Annotated in this window: 14 protein-coding genes; 6 read left to right on the top strand and 8 right to left on the bottom strand. The window is 62.3% G+C overall.

Annotated elements, in window-relative coordinates; translation table 11 throughout:
* Window positions 1-76: 76 nt before the first annotated feature.
* From hyi to puuE, 5 genes are all read right to left on the bottom strand, one after another.
* Complete coding sequence (gene hyi, locus DU505_RS00485) at window positions 77-853, bottom strand: hydroxypyruvate isomerase (protein ID WP_114477039.1); 777 nt, start codon at window positions 851-853, stop codon at window positions 77-79.
* Between the two features lie 252 nt (window positions 854-1105).
* Complete coding sequence (gcl, locus tag DU505_RS00480) at window positions 1106-2881, bottom strand: glyoxylate carboligase (RefSeq protein WP_114477038.1); 1776 nt, start codon at window positions 2879-2881, stop codon at window positions 1106-1108.
* A gap of 198 nt (window positions 2882-3079) precedes the next feature.
* Complete coding sequence (locus DU505_RS00475; RefSeq protein WP_114477037.1) at window positions 3080-3568, bottom strand: ureidoglycolate lyase; 489 nt, start codon at window positions 3566-3568, stop codon at window positions 3080-3082.
* A 322-nt stretch (window positions 3569-3890) separates the two neighbouring features.
* Window positions 3891-4724, bottom strand: a complete 834-nt coding sequence (locus DU505_RS00470) for a bifunctional allantoicase/(S)-ureidoglycine aminohydrolase (protein WP_114477036.1) — start codon at window positions 4722-4724, stop codon at window positions 3891-3893.
* A gap of 236 nt (window positions 4725-4960) precedes the next feature.
* Window positions 4961-5893, bottom strand: coding sequence for an allantoinase PuuE (gene puuE, locus DU505_RS00465; RefSeq protein ID WP_066447949.1), 933 nt, complete (start codon window positions 5891-5893; stop codon window positions 4961-4963).
* Between the two features lie 607 nt (window positions 5894-6500).
* Between puuE and DU505_RS00460 the strand changes: the two genes are divergently transcribed.
* The 3 genes from DU505_RS00460 (at window position 6501) to DU505_RS00450 (ending at window position 10272) form a co-directional block, all read left to right on the top strand.
* Entirely contained in the window at window positions 6501-7268 is a 768-nt protein-coding gene (locus DU505_RS00460) for an aspartate/glutamate racemase family protein (protein ID WP_114477035.1), read from the top strand.
* A gap of 94 nt (window positions 7269-7362) precedes the next feature.
* Window positions 7363-8739 (top strand): NCS1 family transporter, encoded by a 1377-nt coding sequence (locus DU505_RS00455; protein WP_245947719.1) that lies wholly within the window; start codon window positions 7363-7365, stop codon window positions 8737-8739.
* A gap of 75 nt (window positions 8740-8814) precedes the next feature.
* Window positions 8815-10272, top strand: a complete 1458-nt coding sequence (locus tag DU505_RS00450) for an NCS1 family nucleobase:cation symporter-1 (RefSeq protein WP_114477034.1) — start codon at window positions 8815-8817, stop codon at window positions 10270-10272.
* 118 nt (window positions 10273-10390) lie between these two features.
* On the opposite strand, the gene DU505_RS00445 is transcribed toward DU505_RS00450, so the two are convergent.
* Window positions 10391-11179, bottom strand: a complete 789-nt coding sequence (locus DU505_RS00445) for a FadR/GntR family transcriptional regulator (protein WP_245947718.1) — start codon at window positions 11177-11179, stop codon at window positions 10391-10393.
* Window positions 11180-11338: 159 nt separating this feature from the next.
* Here DU505_RS00445 and DU505_RS00440 point away from each other — a divergent pair, with 159 nt between their 5' ends.
* The 3 genes from DU505_RS00440 to DU505_RS00430 all read left to right on the top strand — a co-directional run bounded on the left by DU505_RS00440 (window position 11339) and on the right by DU505_RS00430 (window position 15459).
* A complete protein-coding gene (locus DU505_RS00440) occupies window positions 11339-12223 on the top strand; it encodes a fumarylacetoacetate hydrolase family protein (protein ID WP_114477032.1) in 885 nt (294 codons plus the stop codon).
* 73 nt (window positions 12224-12296) lie between these two features.
* Entirely contained in the window at window positions 12297-13391 is a 1095-nt protein-coding gene (locus DU505_RS00435; RefSeq protein WP_114477031.1) for a Bug family tripartite tricarboxylate transporter substrate binding protein, read from the top strand.
* Window positions 13392-13488: 97 nt separating this feature from the next.
* Window positions 13489-15459, top strand: coding sequence for a tripartite tricarboxylate transporter permease (locus tag DU505_RS00430; RefSeq protein ID WP_114477030.1), 1971 nt, complete (start codon window positions 13489-13491; stop codon window positions 15457-15459).
* 45 nt (window positions 15460-15504) lie between these two features.
* Here the strand turns inward: DU505_RS00430 and DU505_RS00425 are convergent, their stop codons facing one another.
* Together DU505_RS00425 and DU505_RS00420 are read right to left on the bottom strand one after the other, a co-directional pair.
* Window positions 15505-16251 carry a GntR family transcriptional regulator gene (locus DU505_RS00425; RefSeq protein ID WP_114477029.1) on the bottom strand — a complete coding sequence of 249 codons (747 nt, stop codon included), beginning with the start codon at window positions 16249-16251 and terminating at the stop codon, window positions 15505-15507.
* Window positions 16252-16382: 131 nt separating this feature from the next.
* Complete coding sequence (locus DU505_RS00420; protein ID WP_114477028.1) at window positions 16383-17591, bottom strand: urate hydroxylase PuuD; 1209 nt, start codon at window positions 17589-17591, stop codon at window positions 16383-16385.
* Window positions 17592-17723 lie beyond the last annotated feature (132 nt).

Below are 17723 nucleotides of genomic sequence, written 5' to 3'. Positions count from 1 at the left end.
AGGGATGGGTTCACAGCGCCCTCGCGGAGGCTTGCCGCCGGAACAGCTCATCGCTGCCGGGTAACGCACGCCCAAGTCAGCGGACGCTATCCAGCCACCCCAGCCCTTCTCTTGTCGTGGAAGCCGGCTTGTATTCGCAGCCGATCCAACCGTCATAGCCCAACCGGTCGAGGTGAGAGAAGAGGAACGGGTAGTTGATCTCTCCGGTGCCAGGCTCATGCCGCCCCGGGTTGTCGGCCAGCTGCACGTGGGCGATGCGATCCAGGTGCTTCTCGATGGTCGGCGCCAGGTCCCCCTCCATGATCTGCATATGATAGATGTCGTACTGCAGCTTCAGGTTGGCGCTGCCCACCTCGTCGAAGATCGATAGCGCCTGCTCGGTGCGGTTGAGGAAGAAGCCGGGGATGTCGCGGGTGTTGATCGGCTCGGCCAGCAGCAGGATACCGGCGGCTTCAAGCTTTCCAGCAGCATAGCGGAGGTTTTCCACCAGGGTGCGACGCGCCTGTTCCAGGCTCACGCCCTGGGGTTGAATGCCGGCCAAGCAGTTGACCTGCTTGCAGCCGAGCGTAGTGGCGTAGTCGATAGCCTTGCCGACCCCGGCACGAAACTCCTCGACGCGATCCGGATGGCAGGCAATGCCGCGCTCGCCAGCGGCCCAGTCGCCGGCCGGCAGGTTGTGCAGCACCTGGGTCAGGCCGTTGGCGTCCAGTCGAGACTTGATCTCGGCCGGCGTGTAGTCATAGGGGAAGAGGTACTCGACGCCCTTGAAGCCCGCATCGGCGGCGGCCTTGAAGCGATCGAGGAACGCCTCCTCGGTGAACAGCATGCTGAGGTTGGCGGCAAACTTGGGCATATCGAACTCCTTTGGGTCGTTGCCAGGGCTATCGCGGTTAACGTCACGGTGCTCAGGTAGCGGGGCTGATCCGCGGCCAGGCCTGCGCGGAGGCGCTGTAAACCCTTCCCTGGGCGCTACTTTTTCCTTCCCTGGAAAAAGACCTCCGCTTCGACCTGCCCGCGGCGCCCCTCGACGTGTCTTGGCTGCGATTACCCTGAGGTCGTTGCGGGGAGCGATCGACGCCGCTCACTCCGTCGTTGATCGTTGCCGTCAGGTCAGGGCGGCGATGGATGTCGGCGCATCGGTAACATTCTCGGCCAGAGTCTCGAACTCGTTGATGCCACCCAGGTCGGTTCCCATGGCGATATTGGTCACCCGCTCCAGGATGATCTCGACCACCACCGGCACCCGGTGCTCGGCCATGAGCTCTCGGGCCCTGGTGAAGGCGGGGGCGATCTCGTCGGGCCGGGTCACGCGCAGCGCCTTGCAACCGAGCCCCTCGACGACAGAGACGTGATCCACGCCGTAGTCGTTGATCTCCGGGCAGTTGATGTTCTCGAACGAGAGCTGTACGCAGTAGTCCATGTCGAAGCCGCGCTGGGCCTGGCGGATCAGCCCCAGGTAGGAGTTGTTCACCAGCACATGGATATAGGGCAGCTTGAACTGCGCCCCCACCGCCAGTTCCTCGACCATGAACTGGAAGTCGTAGTCGCCCGAGAGCGCGACCACCTGGGCATCCGGGTCGGCACGGCAGACGCCGAGAGCCGCGGGAATGGTCCAGCCCAGTGGGCCCGCCTGGCCGCAGTTGATCCAGTGCCGCGGCTTGTAGGTATGGAGAAACTGGGCACCGGCGATCTGTGACAGGCCGATGGTGCTGATATAACGGGTATTCTTGCCGAATACGCGGTTCATTTCCTCGTAGACCCGCTGCGGCTTGACCGGCACCTCGTCGAAGTGGGTCTTGCGCAGCAGGGTGCGCTTGCGCTCCTGGCACTCCTCGGCCCAGCTGCTGCGATCCTTCAGCTTGCCTGCCGCCTTCAGCTCGCTCGCCACCTCGACGAAGCGTTCGAGCGCCGCCTTGGCGTCGGAGACGATGCCGTAGTCGGGGCCGAAGATGCGACCGATCTGGGTCGGCTCGATATCCACGTGGACGAACTTGCGCCCTTCCGTATAGGTCTCGAGGTTGCCGGTGTGGCGGTTGGCCCAGCGGTTGCCGATACCCATCACGAAATCTGACGCCAGCAGGGTGGCGTTGCCGTAGCGATGCGAGGTCTGCAGGCCGACCATGCCCGCCATGAGCGGATGATCGTCCGGGATGGTGCCCCAGCCCATCAGCGTCGGGATCACCGGCACGCCGGTCAGCTCGGCAAATTCGGTCAGCAGGTCGCTGGCATCGGCATTGATGATACCGCCACCGGCCACGAGCAGCGGGCGCTCGGACTCGTTGAGCATGGCGATGGCCTTCTCGACCTGGGCGCGCGAGGCGCTGGGCTTGTAGGCCGGCAGCGGCTCATAGGTGTCGGGATCGAACTCGATCTCGGTCATCTGCACGTCGATGGGCAGGTCGATCAGCACCGGCCCCGGGCGCGAGGAACGCATCAGCTGGAAGGCCTGCTGGAAGACCAGCGGCACCTGGGCCGGCTCCAGCACGGTAACGGCCCACTTGGTGACCGGACCGGCAATCGCCTGGATGTCCACCGCCTGGAAATCTTCCTTGTGCAGCTTGGCTCGCGGCGCCTGGCCGGTAATGCACAGGATCGGAATCGAGTCGGCGGTGGCCGAATAGAGACCGGTGATCATGTCGGTGCCGGCAGGGCCGGAGGTGCCGATGCAGACCCCGATATTGCCGGCCTTGGTCCGGGTGTAGCCCTCTGCCATGTGCGAGGCGCCCTCGACGTGTCGGGCCAGCAGATGGTCGATACCGCCGACCTTGCGCATGGCGGCATAGAAGGGGTTGATGGCGGCACCAGGCACACCGAAGGCAACGTCGATGCCTTCCTTCCTGAGCACGTGAACGGCGGCTTCTGCTGCGGTCATACGAGCCATGATGATTCCTCCAGTGAGGGGCGTTGTTCTTAGTCGAAATTATTTTTGGAAAATATTTCTGTATACCGAGATTAGGTCCGCCGGAGCCCGTCGTCAACATTTTATGGAAACAATTTTCATATAATTGGTGGAACACAAAAAGACCCAAGTGCCATCAGTCACTTGGGTCATTGTCGTCTCGCCAAAAACCGCAAAAAATCAGTCGGCGGTGACTCGCAGCGCCAGCGGGTGCTCATCGCAGTTGTTGCCCTCACCGCCACGGTCGACGACCAGGAACTCCCCCTGTCGCTCGAGCACCGATTGGATCGCATGCCAGGTCCCGGCTCGATAGTTCACTCCCTGGCGGCCATCGGTGATGAAGGCGCGCACCTCGTCCGGGTTGATGGTCTCCCCCGGCGGGGCCACCACGATCACGAAACGCTCCTCGTGCAGCGGCATGAAGGCCTGGCTGCCCTGGGGATGACGCTCCAGGAAGTCGAGCTCGAGCGGCAATTCGATGGGCTCACTGACGAAGATACTGATCAGCGTCCGCGCCTGCTCACCGAGGGTTTCGACCTTCGCCAGGTCGTGGTAACGGCGGGTGCGCCCGGCGTTGATGTGAAAATAGTCGGCCGTGCGCGTATCGATGACGTCGCCAAAGGGGGCGAAGGCCTCCGGCGTCAGCGGCTCGGCTTTCAGTTCCAGCATGTCGACTCCTTTATCCCAGCCATAGTGGCATTTTTGTATGGCGCGGCCGTTCTACCGGCCCCAACGCAGCGAACCAAGCGAGAGGCGCCGGGGACAGGTTGGAGAGGGGGTCCGATGCCAGGGGTGAGAAGCACTGCTTCGAACGGGCTGGCCATGGATGGCCAGCACCGGCCCTGCAAGCGGAGCAGGACGCGAGAGCGAAGCAGGGCATCGGTAGCGCCCAGGGAGGGGTTCACAGCGCCCCCTCGACGGTCCGGCGCCCCGGAACCTGTCGCCGGCAAAGCCTCGAGCGGTGCCACGACTGCAAGCGCCAAGCGCCCTTTCAGCGAGCGCCAAGGCGCAGCGCCGGGTGGCGGTTCACGTCCTTGTAAAGCAGGTAGCGGAACGGCCCGGGGCCGCCGGCGTAGCAGGCCTGGGGGCAGAAGGCGCGCAGCCACATGAAGTCGCCGGCCTCGACCTCGACCCAGTCCTGGTTGAGGTGATAGACCGCCTTGCCCTCCAACACGTATAGCCCATGCTCCATGACATGGGTCTCGTCGAAAGGGATCACGGCGCCGGGCTGGAAAGTGACGATGTTGACGTGCATGTCATGGCGTACATCAGCCGGGTCGACGAAGCGAGTGGTGGCCCAGCGCTCGTCGGTGTCGGGCATCGGGGTCGGTGCGATCTCGTTCTCGTTGACCACGAACGCCTCCGGCACCTCGATGCCCTCGACGAACTCATAGGCCTTACGCACCCAGTGGAAGCGCACCGGGGCATCGGACTCGTTGCGCAGCTGCCAGTGGCTGCCCGGTGGCAGGAAGGCGTAGCCGCCCGCGGCCATGCGATGGCGCTCGCCGGCCAGCGTCAGGGTCATCTCCCCTTCCACCACGAACAATACGCCCTCGGCCGTGGGGTCGAGCTCTGGCTTCTCGCTGCCGCCCCCCGGCGACACCTCCATGATGTACTGGCAGAAGGTCTCGGCAAAGCCGGAGAGCGGCCGTGCCAGCACCCATAGCCGGGTGTTGTCCCAGTACGGCAGGTTGCTGGTGACGATATCGCCGAACACCCCCTTGGGGATCACGGCGTAGGCCTCGGTAAAGACTGCTCGGTCCGAAAGCAGCTGGGTCTGAGGCGGGTGTCCCCCGCGGGGGGCGTAATACGTGCGTTGGCTCATGGTGTGTCCCAAAAGAAACGTTGAGGCTGAAAAAGATGCGTTCTGGATAGAGTCACTGACAGTTCTCAGGTCAGTCGCTGCTACCTTAGCGAGAGGCGCCGAGGACAGGTCGAAGAGGGGGTCCGATGCCATGGATGGCATCGGTAGCGCCCAGGGAAGGGTTCACAGCGCCCCCTCGTAGGCCTGTCATCGGATCAGCCTCGCGCGACACATCAAGCTAGGATAAAGCTAGCATTTCAGCGTGCTGGCGCGGGGTGATGCTCGGCCCAGTGCCGCGCGATATCCACCCGGCGGGTTACCCAGACCCGGTCGTGGGCCTCGATATGGTCGAGGAACCGCTGCAGGGCGCGGAATCGGCCGGGTCGGCCCAGCAGCCGGCAGTGCATGCCCACCGAGAGCATTTTCGGCGACTCCTCCCCTTCCGCATAGAGCACGTCGAAGGCGTCGCGCAAATAGCTGAAGAAATGATCGGCGGTGTTGAAGCCCTGGGGCGCGGCGAAGCGCATGTCATTGCTGTCCAGGGTATAGGGCACGATCAGGTGATCGTGTTCGCGACCCTGGCTATCCGCCTGGCGAGTCCAGAACGGAAGGTCGTCCCCGTAGTAGTCGCTGTCATAGAGGAAACCACCCTCGTCGAGCACCAGCCGGCGGGTATTGGGGCTGTCGCGGCCGGTGTACCAGCCCAACGGCTTCTCGCCATAGAGGCGCTGGAAAATCTCCATCGCCTGCTGCAGATGCTCACGCTCGACGTGCTCCGGCACGTCCTGATAGTGGATCCAGCGATAACCGTGGCAGGCGATCTCATGGCCCAGCTCCTTGAAGGCCTGAGCCACTTCCGGGTGACGCTCCAGCGCCATGGCGACACCGAATACCGTCAGCGGCAGGCCGCGCCGCTCGAATTCGCGCAGGATCCGCCAGACCCCGGCCCGGGAGCCATATTCGTAGATTGACTCCATACTCAGGTGGCGGTCTGGAAACGAAGGGGCACCGATGATCTCGGAAAGGAACTGTTCGGACCCCGAATCGCCATGCAGGACGCAGTTCTCGCCACCCTCTTCGTAGTTGAGCACGAACTGGACGGCGATCTTCGCCTTGCCGGGCCAGTTGGCATGGGGGGGCGTGCGACCATAGCCAATCAAGTCGCGGGGATAATCACTGCTTACGCTCATCAAGGACGTTCCTCTTGTTCTTTCTGGCTGGTTCTTCCTAGCTGCTTCTTTATCGCCAGCCCTTCCTGGCTTGCTTTTCCTGTCTCACGACGGGCCAAGGCGCAGCCTGGCGACATCATGAAGCGACAGTTCATGTATACAATGAAAAAGTATACTGTACCCACTCCTATTGCAAGGTATCGACACTACCCCGGCAAAGGCCAATTCGAGCCATGACATCTGGCATCGCTGACGATCTTACTCTCCACAGCATTAGCTTTTGTATACAAAAAATCAAGCCAGCGTACTCGATGTTCCTCTCCATCGCCGAATGCGCCAGCCTCCTCACAGCCCAGGTTGCGACTGGCGTCACCACCCAGACCACAGTGTATACATTACATTCTCCACACAGTCGCCAACCCACTTTTACTTTTCAGGAATACGACCTAGGTCTAACAGAGAAAATAAGCTGCAGCCTCCTTGCTTACTTGTTAATTTATTGTCTATAAACAATAAAAATCCAAGAACAGCACATTGACGAAATGCTTGCGCACACGGCGCCATCCGCCTATCTTGTGTACAAAGATATTTTATTTTGTTCACAACGCATTCCACTGCGGAGCATTCGATGCAGATACGCGTCATCAACCCCAACACCACCCTGGCCATGACCACGAAAATTGGTGCGGCCGCCCAGCGCATAGCCGCGCCGGGAACAGATGTCGTCGCCACTCAGCCCGCCAGCGGCCCGGTTTCCATCGAAAGTCACTTTGATGAAGCGATCAGTGCCGTGGGGGTACTCGAGGAGGTGCTAGCCGGTGAACGCGATGGTGTCGATGCCTATGTCATCGCCTGCTTCGGCGACCCGGGACTGCTGGCCGCCCGTGAGCTGACCCGTGCCCCGGTAATCGGTATCGCCGAGGCGGCTTTTCACATGGCCGCCCTGATCAGCACCCGCTTCTCTATCGTCACGACGCTGGGACGCACCGGCATCATCGCCGAGCACCTGCTGGAGCAGTATGGCTTTCGCCATCACTGTCGACGAGTCCGTGCCGCCGAGATCCCGGTGCTGGATCTGGAGGAGAACGGCGAGATGGCGTTGAACCGCATCATCGACGAGTGCCGCCGCGCCCGAGACGAGGACAACATCGGCGCCATCGTGCTTGGCTGCGGCGGCATGGCCGACCTGACCGGAGAAATCAGCCGGGCGGTTGGGCTTCCCGTCATAGAGGGCGTTACCGCCGCCGTGAAGCTGGCCGAGGCTGTGGTCGGCCTGGGGCTTGGTACCAGCAAGCAGGGCGACCTGGCCTTCCCAAGACCCAAGGCCTTTACCGGCCAGTTCGAGCACTTTTCCGGCCTGACACCCACCGGCCGGGAGCTCCCCAAACAGAAGTAAGCACCACCGGCAGCCGTCAGCGGAATAGCGGCCCGATACGGCACGGACGACCAACAACGATAAGTTTGGCAAACATCCTTGCGAGGACACGAAAATGAGCGATCCGACAGCAAAGGCGCAGCCCGGCGCCCCGGACATCACCTTGGGCACGACACATGGCGCCACCAAGGGCATAGGGGAGGAGAGCCTGGCCCCCCAGCAGACCCGCATCATGGGGCGGCCCTCCTACTTCCTGGCCTGGTTCGGCGGGTGCGTATCCATCGGCACCTTCGCCATGGGCTCCAGCGTGGTCGGCACGCTGAACCTGATCCAGGCGACACTCGCCATTGCCATCGGCTGTTTCGTGATCGGCATCGCGCTCGCCATCAATGGCGCAGCCGGCTACAAGTACGGCATTCCCTTCATGGTTCAGGCGCGCAGCGCCTTCGGTTTTGCCGGCACGCGCATACCCGGCCTGGTCCGGGCCGTGCCCGCCGTGGTGTGGTACGGCTTCCAGAGCTGGATCGGGGCCGGTGCCCTGAACATGGTGTCGGCCACCCTGTTCGGCTTCGACAACCTGATCTTCTACTTCATCACCTTCCAGTTCCTGCAGATCGGCCTCTCGGTAATGGGCTTCCAGGGCATCAAGTGGCTGGAGAACATCGGCAGCGGTTTCATCCTCGTCTCGCTGATGTACATGTTCTATGCCACGGTGCAGCGCTATGGCGATGAGCTTTCCGCCAACCTGCTGACCATGGAAGGTTCATGGGGTATGCCGTTCTGGGGCGCCACCATGCTGTTCCTGGGCATCTACAGCACCATGATGCTCAACGTCAGCGACTACTCCCGCGAGCACAAGAAGGGAACCGGACCGGGCCTGCTGACCACCATCTACGCCATGTCGATCCTGCCCTGCACCATGTTCATGGGCCTGATCGGCTTCATGGTCTCGGAAGCCACCGGCACCGCCGACCCCATCCAGGTCTTCGCCAATGCCGTGGACAACACCCCCCTGCTGATGACCACCCTGCTGTTCATCGCCTTCGCCCAGGTCACCACCAACGTGCTCAACAACGTGGTGCCGCCGACCTACGTGCTGATGGACGTGTTCAAGCTGAAGTTCCCCATCGCCACCGTGATCGTCGGGCTGCTGGCCTTCGCCACCTTCCCCTGGAAGCTGGTGCAACCGGAATCCGCCGCCGGCCTGCAGCTGTTCGTGCAGACCTACTCCGCCTTCCTCGGCCCCATCTTCGCCATCCTGGTGGTCGACTACTACATCATTCGTCGTCGCACCCTGGATATCGGCAAGCTGTATGACGAGGCCGGCCCCTACCAGGGCGTCAACTATGCCGCACTGATCGCCACCGCCGTGGGCATCGTGTCCGCCCTGACCTTCTCAGCCGTCTCCTGGTACGCCAGCCTGATCCCCGCCGGCATTACCTATTACCTGTTGATGCAGCACTGGGCCCCCTGCCAGCGCTTCCGCCAGTAACCCCCTTGGCCCTCTACCCTCCGCCTAGCCAGTGCCGGGCGGAGATAACACCCAACAATGATAATGGTGACCCCGATGAAAGAGAGCGATCTGGATATCCAGACGATCGACCCGACGCTGTACAACGAGGATCTCGCTCCGCTGAAGCACAAGGACAGAAACTGGGGGGCCTTCGAGATCTTCAATGTGTGGTCCAACGACATCCAGAGCCTGTTCGGCTACACCCTGGCGGCCTCGTTGTTCCTGGCCTACGGCCTCAACGGCTGGGCGGTGATGGCAGCCATCATCCTGGCCGGGGTTATCGTGATGTTCCTGGTCAACCTGACCGGGAAGCCAAGCGTGAAGTACGGCATCCCCTTTCCGGTGATGGTGCGGGCCAGCATGGGGGTACGCGGCGCCAACCTGCCGGCCATGCTGCGGGCGATCATCGGCATCTTCTGGTACGGGGTGCAGACCTACTTCGCCTCCACGGCCGTCGCGCTGCTCCTGGTCGCCCTGTTCGGCGCTGGCAATGGCAGCACCTTTCTGGGACTTTCGGGCGTGGCCTGGGTATCGTTCGTGATCGTCTGGCTGTTCCAGATCGCCATTTTCTGGCAGGGCATCGAACGCATCAAGCACTTCCTCAACTGGGCAGGCCCGCTGGTCTACGTGGTGATGGTGGTGCTGATGATCATCGTCTGGTACCAGGCCGGCAGCGAGCTGCTGCCCGCGGTGAGCACGATCTTCAGTGGCGACGGCGAGCGCTCCGGTAGTTCGATCGCGGCCTTCATGGCCATCGTCGGCACCATGGTGGCCTACTTCGCCGCAGTGGTGATCAACTTCGGCGACTTCACCCGCTTCGTGAAGACCGAACGCCAGATGAAGCTCGGCAACCTGCTGGGCCTGCCGCTCAACGTGGCCTTCTTCTCCTTCATCGCCCTGATCATCACCGCCGGCACCCTGGTGCTGTTCGGCGACGCCCTGACCAACCCGGCGGACATCGTCGAGCGAGTCGATTCGCTGCCACTGACCATCGTCGCCGCCCTGACCTTCTTCGCCGCCACCGTGGGCATCAACCTGGTCGCCAACTTCATTCCGCCCGCCTATGACCTGGCCAACCTGTTCCCCAGCAAGATCAGCTTCAAGATCGGGGGGCTGATCACGGCCGTGATCGCCTTCTTCGTCGGGGCGCTGTGGGTCTCGGTGATCAGCCAGATCGGCGTGCCAGGCTTCGTCAATGCGCTGGGGGCCGTAGTCGCACCCTTCTACGGCATCATCGTGGTGGACTATTACCTGATCAAGCGCCAGCACCTGAACATGGAGGAGCTGTTCTCCTCACAGCCAGGTACTGCCTACTACTACGTGAAAGGCTGGAATACCCGAGCCCTGGCCGCCTTCGGCGGTGCCGCTCTGTTCTCCATCTCTACCGTGGTCGTGCCTGCGCTCTCCGGTCTCGACGGCTACGGCTGGATGATGGGAGCCGCACTGGGCGGACTCTTCTACTATGGCCTGATGCGCAGCCATCGTCCGGCGGCGGCACCTATCGGCGCCTGATCGACATATGTCACGTTCGCGCCTCCGGCACGGCCGGGGCGCGGTACCACCAGGCCGCCGGATGACCAGACATCCGGCGGCTTGACCGTATCAATGGATCGAATCAGCAATACTGTCATCAGCCGCGGTCGAACAGATTCTTCTTTACCTCGGCGAGATGCTCGCCAAGCAGCGCACGCGCCGTCTCCTCGTCGCGGTCGCGCAGGGCGGCCACGATGGAACGATGCTGCGTCTCGTAGCGCTCGCGGCGCAAAGGCGTCAGCGAAATCCGCTTTAGCCGGCCCCATTCCCCCTCCTCTCGGATCACATTGGTCAATTCCAGGATGCGTAGGAAGAAGCTGTTATGGGTGGCCTCGGCAAAGGCCTGGTGCAGGGCTCCATCCCAAAGCTCGAACTCCTCGATGCTGGTAGCCGCCTCGGATCGTGCCAGGCAATCGTCCATGCGCTCGAAATCAGCGGCAGTAGCAAAGCGCACGATCAGGGAAACCATCTGCGGCTCGATCAGCAGCCGGGCATCCATCAACTGAGCCGGGCTTACCTGCCCAGCCATGCTGCCGGCATTCGACAAGACGCCGCCTGATGAGGCGCTGGATGGTGCGGACCTGGGCGGAGCGAACAGCTCGGCGGCGCACTCGCTGACGAAGGTGCCACTGCCAACCACCTGCGTGATCGCCCCCAGCGTCTTGAAGTGGCCCAGCACCCGCCTCACAGCGCCACGCGAGGCACCGAAACACTCACTCAGCTCTCGCTCCGTGGGCAGACGATGGCCTGGAGGAAAGCGTCCGCTGGCGATCTCGGCCTGCACATAATAGGCCAGAGCTCTGGCGCCGTCCGAGCGGATTCCGCTCTCGGCCAGGGCATCTCGTAGGTCGCTGTCATCGATGGTTCGCATCGGCCTGTCGCTCACTGGACATCCTTTATCACGTCATGCATTTGCGGATCCAATCCTTGCTGAATCTAGCCCATTTGGTACACCTAGACAAAATATTAGGCTTGAATTAGTACCAATCGCCTTCTAACCTCGGTCAGTACAGAACCAAAACGAACCAAGGGAGAGCCAATCATCATGAAATTTGCCACCCTGCGACCGGCGGCCGACCAACCGCCCGTCGTCGCCTTGATCGACACGGCGGGCCAGCGCTACTGGCCGCTTAGCGACCTGCTTCCAGAGTTCCAGGGCGACATGCAGCAGTTGATCCACGACTGGGAGGCACTGAGAGACCAGATCGCAACCCAGGGTGAAGGCCGCCTTCTCGACGGCGCACGTCTCGAGCCTCCCCTTCATCCTCAGCGCAACATGTTCTGCGTCGGGAAGAACTACTTCGAGCATGCCGCGGAGTTCAGTGGCTCCGGCTACGACAGCAGCACCTCTGCCGACGATGTGGTACCAAAATTCCCGATCATCTTCACCAAGGCCTACAACACCCTGGTCGCCCACGGCGACGAGATCCCGCGTCATGCCGAGGTCACAGAGCAGCTCGACTACGAGGCAGAGTTCGCAGTCATCATCGGCAAAGGCGGCAGCGGCATCAAGAAGGCCGAGGCCTATGATCATGTCTGGGGCTACACCATTGCCAACGACGTGACCGCCCGCGACCTTCAGAAGAAACACAAGCAGTGGCATCTCGGCAAGTCGCTTGACGGTCTCTGCCCCATGGGACCGTGGGTCGTCACCGCTGACGAGATGGACCGAGATAATGCCACCATCAAGTGTTGGGTCAATGGCGAACTGCGCCAGGACGCCCGGCTGGATCAGCTTATTTTCGATGTGCCGACACTGATCGAGACTCTCTCGGCCGGTATCACGCTAGCGCCCGGCGACGTGATTCTGACCGGCACGCCGGTCGGCGTCGGTATCGGCTTCACACCGCCCAGGTTCCTGCAGACCGGAGACATCGTGCGCATCGAGGTCGATGCCATAGGTGTACTGGAAAATCGGGTCGGCCGCTGAGCGACCCTCAACACGCGCAGGCACCAGGTTCAACAATGCGCATCGAGCGCCACAACAACACCAGGAGCACGCCATGTTCATTCCCGACACCAAACTCAAGACACTTTCTGCCGCTACGCTGATGGCCGCCGGTTGCTTTGCTGCAGCCCCCGCTATGGCCGAAGATTTCTATGCCGGCAAGACCATCGAAATGGTCGTCCCATTCGGCGAGGGCGGCGCGACCTACGTGGCCGCCAAGTTCCTCGAGCCCTTCCTGGAGCAACACCTGCCGGGCAACCCGCAGGTCAACGTACGCACCCGGCCGGGCGGTGGCTCGATCCTCGGGGCCAACTGGTTCCAGCAGAATGCCGAGCCCAACGGCGAAACCATCCTCTTCACCACCTCCTCCACTTCCAATCCCTACGTGCTGGGCATGGACGCGGTGGAATATGACCTGGCCGCGATGCGCCCGGCCTACAGCCTACCCTTCGGTGCCGTGGTCTACGTCTCGCCGAGTACCGGGATCGAGTCCTCAGCCGACCTGCACTCGTCAGACATGCCTCTGATCTACGGCGGGATTGCCGCCGCCGCCAGCGATTTACCCGTGCTGCTCTCGTTTGAACTGCTGGAGCTAGACCTTCGCGCGGTGCTCGGCTTCGACGGCCGCGGCCCAGCCCGCCTGGCCTTCGAGCGCGGTGAAACCAACATCGATTTTCAGTTCACTCCGGCCTACATGTCGCAGGTGGTGGATATGGTCGAGGCCGGCACCGCGGTGCCGATCATGACCGGCGGCTCGGTGGGCGATGACGGCGTGCTGAGCGCTCGCGACCCCGCCTTCCCCGACTACCCTTCGGTATACGAAGTTTATGAAGAGCTCCATGGCGAGCCACCCTCCGGCGTGGAGTGGGACGCCTTCCAGGCGATTGGCGCCACGACTTTCAACTTCGGCCTGACCGCCTACCTGCCGGAGGGCACGCCTGACGAGGTGCTCGAAATCTTCGAGGAAGCCATCACCTCCATCAACGCCGATCCCGAGTATCAGGACAAGAGCCAGGAGGCCATTGGCGGCTACGATCTGCTTCCGGCTTCGGTGGTCACCGATTCGCTCAGTGAATCCTTGCAACCCTCAGATGAAGTGCGCGACTACCTGCGCAACCTTCTGGCCGAGAAGTACGACGTCCAGCTATAAGACCAGCACCGATGCGGCCAGCCCTTTCCCTTGGGTTGGCCGCATTCGATGCTCGACATTTCCCTAATCCTGCATAGTCCTGCAAAGGAATCGCAACGTGCTCGAGAATATCGGTTCGGCCCTGGATCTCCTGTTCCAGCCCGCGCGCCTCCTGGCGCTGTTCATCGGCATGCTGGCCGGGATGGTATTCGGCATGCTACCGGGGCTGGGTGGCGTCGCCGCCGTATCGATCCTGCTTCCGTTCATCTACCTGATGGATGGCTACTCCGGCCTGGCGATGCTGCTCGGGGCCATCTCGGTGATCTACACCGCGGATACTATTACTTCGGTGCTGCTCGGCGCCCCGGGCTCGCCGGCCTCGGCGCCAACCGCCATCGAGGGCCACGCGCTGGCCAAGCAGGGCAAAGCATCGCTGGCGCTCGGCGTCGGCTTTCTGGCGTCGATGGTAGGCGGGCTTTTCGGTGCCCTTATCCTCTCCGTCGCCATTCCCATTGCCGGGCCACTGGTACTGGCGTTGGGCACGCCGGAACTGTTCATGTTCGCCCTGGTGGGGCTCTGCTTCGCCGCCAGCATGGTAGGAAAGGACCTGGCATTGGGGCTGGCTGCCGCCTGCTTCGGTATCCTGCTGGGCGTGATCGGTGCCGCGCCGGCTGCCGCAAACTATCGATTCATCTTCGGCCAGTCCTACCTGATGGATGGACTCTCGCTGCCCATCGTGGCACTGGGGCTCTTCGCCGTCGCCGAGCTGATCAGCATGGTCGCCTCGGGGGGCGGCATCGCCGGCCAGCCAATGGCCCTTGGCAAGTGGGGCGAGAGTTTCCGGGAGTTCTGGCGCCACCGCTGGCTGATCTGCCGCTCATCGATAATCGGCATTTTCGGCGGCTTCGTGCCAGCGGTGGGTGCCAGCGCCTCAACCTGGATCGCCTACGGCCACGCCATGAGTTCCACCAAGGACAAGCGTAATTTCGGCAAGGGTGAGATCCGCGGCGTGGCCAGTGCCGAAGGAGCCAACAATGCCACGATCATTTCCGACCTGGTGCCCACCATGCTGTTCAGCGTACCGGGCGGACCCGCCGCTGCCATCTTCCTCGGCGCGTTGTTCTCGTTCGGCTTCTATCCCGGCCCGCGCATGGTCAGCGAATCGCCTGACCTGATGTACATGATCGTATGGAGCGTGGCGCTGGCCTCGGTCATGGGGGCCGCCATCTGCTTCGCCGTGACGCCCTACATTGCCCGGCTGACCCGAGTGAACTTCGCGCTGATTGCCGCCCCACTGTTGCTGATCATGGTGGCCGGTGCCTACCAGGGGACCCAGACTTTTGGCGATATCCTTGCCCTGCTTGCGCTCGGCATTCTCGGTTGGCTAATGAAGAATGCGGGAATTCCCCGTGCGCCGGTGCTGGTCGGCTTCGTCCTGGCCACGCCTATGGAGCAATACTTCTGGCTGACTACGCAGATCCACGGCTACTCCTGGCTGACACGCCCCGGGGTGCTGATTATCGCTTCCCTGATCGTCATCCCCCTGATGCTGAATGCGGTTCGCTGGCTGCGCCAACGGCGTAGCGTTGCCAACGACCCAAAGCAACAGGCTGAAGCGGCGGCGGCCAGCACAGAACCTCCGAGCCATGACAGCAGCGTCGTACTTATCACTGCACTAGTGATGGTGGCAGCCTTTGGCTATGCGCTAGTGGAAATGCTGGGTTTTCGTCCCAATGCACGGTTAATGCCGAGCCTGGGGATCGTGCCAGGCCTGCTGCTCAGCCTCTACGTACTGGGCCGTCAGCTGATCAGGATCAGGCACAAGGGCAACATGACCAATCTTGCCAGCCGCCAGGAGCTACCCGTACTGGGGGGCATTGTCAGCTATGGCCTAGCCATTTGGGTGATTGGCTTTAACCTGGCCACACCCTTACTGCTGGTCTGGCTACTGGTCGGCTGTGCCAGAATGCGCTGGGGGAGCGCACTGCTCTATGGACTTGCGGTCTATGTCATCGCTCAAGGCATGTTCTCCATGATGCGACTCACGCCACCCACAGGCGCGCTGATTGACCTGCCGATGCCGTGGTAGACGCAGCCCTGTGGGCACAGTACTCATGAGCAGTAACAAGGACGCTCAGGCCCCGAAGATATTGCGCAGGTCTGGCACCTCCTGCTCCTCCTCGATGATGGAGAGAGAGGCCTCTATGGCCTTGAGGTGGCGGCTCATGAAGGTGGCGGCACGCTCACCGTTGCGAGCTTCAAGGTAGCCGATCAGGTCGTCATGATCATGGGACTCGCAACCCAGATGACCGGGGTTGCCGTAGACGGCGAGGATCAGCGAGGAGCGCGAGCAGAGCTGCCCGACGAACGCCGCCAGCGTGGCGTTGCCGGAGAGTTGGGCCAGGCGCTCGTGGAAAGCGGCGGAGAGCTTGATCGCACGGCTCTGTTCGCCGGCTCTCAATGCCTCACGCTCACGAGTCGCCATGTCACGCAGTGCACGGACATCCTCGGAGGTGATGCGCCGGGCGACATCCGGCATCAGGCCGCACTCCACCATCTGCCGGGCATCGAAGACATCCTTGGCTTCGTCCGCTGTAGGCCGCGTGACGCTGGCACCGCGGCGGGGCGTCAGAGTGACCAGCTGTTCCATGGCCAGACGCTGAAGAATCTTGCGGATACCGGTACGGCTGATACCGAACACCTCGGCCAGCGCATCCTCGCGCAGCCGGGCGCCGGGCTTGAGCCGATGCTCGATGATGGCATCGCTGATCGAGCGATAGATCGTCTCGTGCCGCTCGGCACCATCGCCGTTCTTCCCCAGGCGCCGGGGGGGCGCCTTGCCCGCGGCCTCGCCATCGGCAAGGCTTTGCCGCTGATTCATGATGTCCCTCCTCGTAGGCCCTGCTATGGCAACCATTGTATACGCATCGTGGTTCGACAATGAACCTGGCGGCAACGCCAACGGCCCGCCTTTCGGCGGGCTATGCGCGATCGGACAGAGGCGCTACTGGGTCATTCCGACCAGGCGGCTATCACCTCACGCTCCTCGTCGGTCATGCCGGTCATGTTGCCCAGCGGCATATACTTGCTGGCCACTACCTGCTGGATCAGACTCTTCTGACTCAGTATCTGGTCCTCGCTGTCATAAGCGATACCGGCCGGCGGTGCGGCAAAGCCAGGCTGAGTCGGCTCACGGGAGTGGCAGGCGACACAGTGCTGGTTGACCAGAGCATGAACCTCCTCGAACTCGGCCCCTTCGTCTGCCGTGTCCCTGTCCGTAGCGGCGGGCTGCCCGGCAGGCGCCCCCAGCCAGAACGCCACCAGGATCAGCGCCACACCCGCCACGGGGTAAGCTGGCTGGATCTTTCCCGCGTGCATCAACACAAAGAACTGACGGATCAGCGCGCCGGCGAAAATGAACAGCGACATCAGCACCCAGGCGTGCTCATGATTGTAGGCGAAGGAGTAGTGGTTACTGATCATCAGCAGCACTACCGGCAGCGTGAAGTAGGTGTTGTGCACCGAACGCTGCTTGCCACGCTTGCCGTCCAGCGGATTGGGTGTCTCGCCCGCCTTCATGGCGTTGACCATGCGGCGCTGGCCGGGAATGATCCAGAAGAACACGTTAGCCGACATGGCGGTTGCCATCACCGCACCGGTCAGCAGGAAGGCCGCCCGGCCGGAGAACATCTGTACGCTCAGGTAGGCCACGACCACCATCATCACCGCCACCGCGATGCTGAGCAGCCCGTCGCGGGTCATGTCGGGGCTGATGCGCTTGCACAGCTCGTTGTAGACGACCCAGCCGCCGACCAGAAACACCAGTGCCAGTACGTTGGCCTGCCAACCGCTCATATTGGCAGCCCACTCCCAGTTGGCATTGGGGTTCACCAGGTAGAAGCCCGGGTTGAACATATAGAGGGTGACGAATAATGCAAAACCCGACAGCCAGGTGGTGTAGGACTTCCAGAACGACCAGTGCAGGTCGTCGGGCAGCTTGGCCGGGGCCGTGGCGTACTTCTGGTTGTGATAGAAGCCGCCGCCGTGCACCGCCCACATTTCACCGAAGACGCCCTTCTCACGATCTTCTGCGGCCTTGGGCTTCTTCAGTCCGTTATCCAGCATTACGAAGTAGATCGACTCGCCGATCCAGGCGATGGCGGCGATGACGTGCAGCCAGCGCAGCATGAAATTTGCGAAGTCGAGTAGGTAGGCTTGCATGAGGGGATTCTCACATTACTTGATTGTTGTTGAGCGAGCCGTCACTGGCGATCATCGTGCCACCGGTGTCAGCCGACCACCGACGGCTGCCAAACGACTGCCAGTGCGGGCGTCCGGGACAAGAGTCGCCGT

The organism is Billgrantia montanilacus (genome assembly GCF_003336675.1).
Lineage (GTDB): Bacteria > Pseudomonadota > Gammaproteobacteria > Pseudomonadales > Halomonadaceae > Halomonas > Halomonas montanilacus.
The sequence above is the reverse complement of the archived record's forward strand: the minus strand, read 5'-3'. Positions and strand labels throughout refer to the sequence as shown.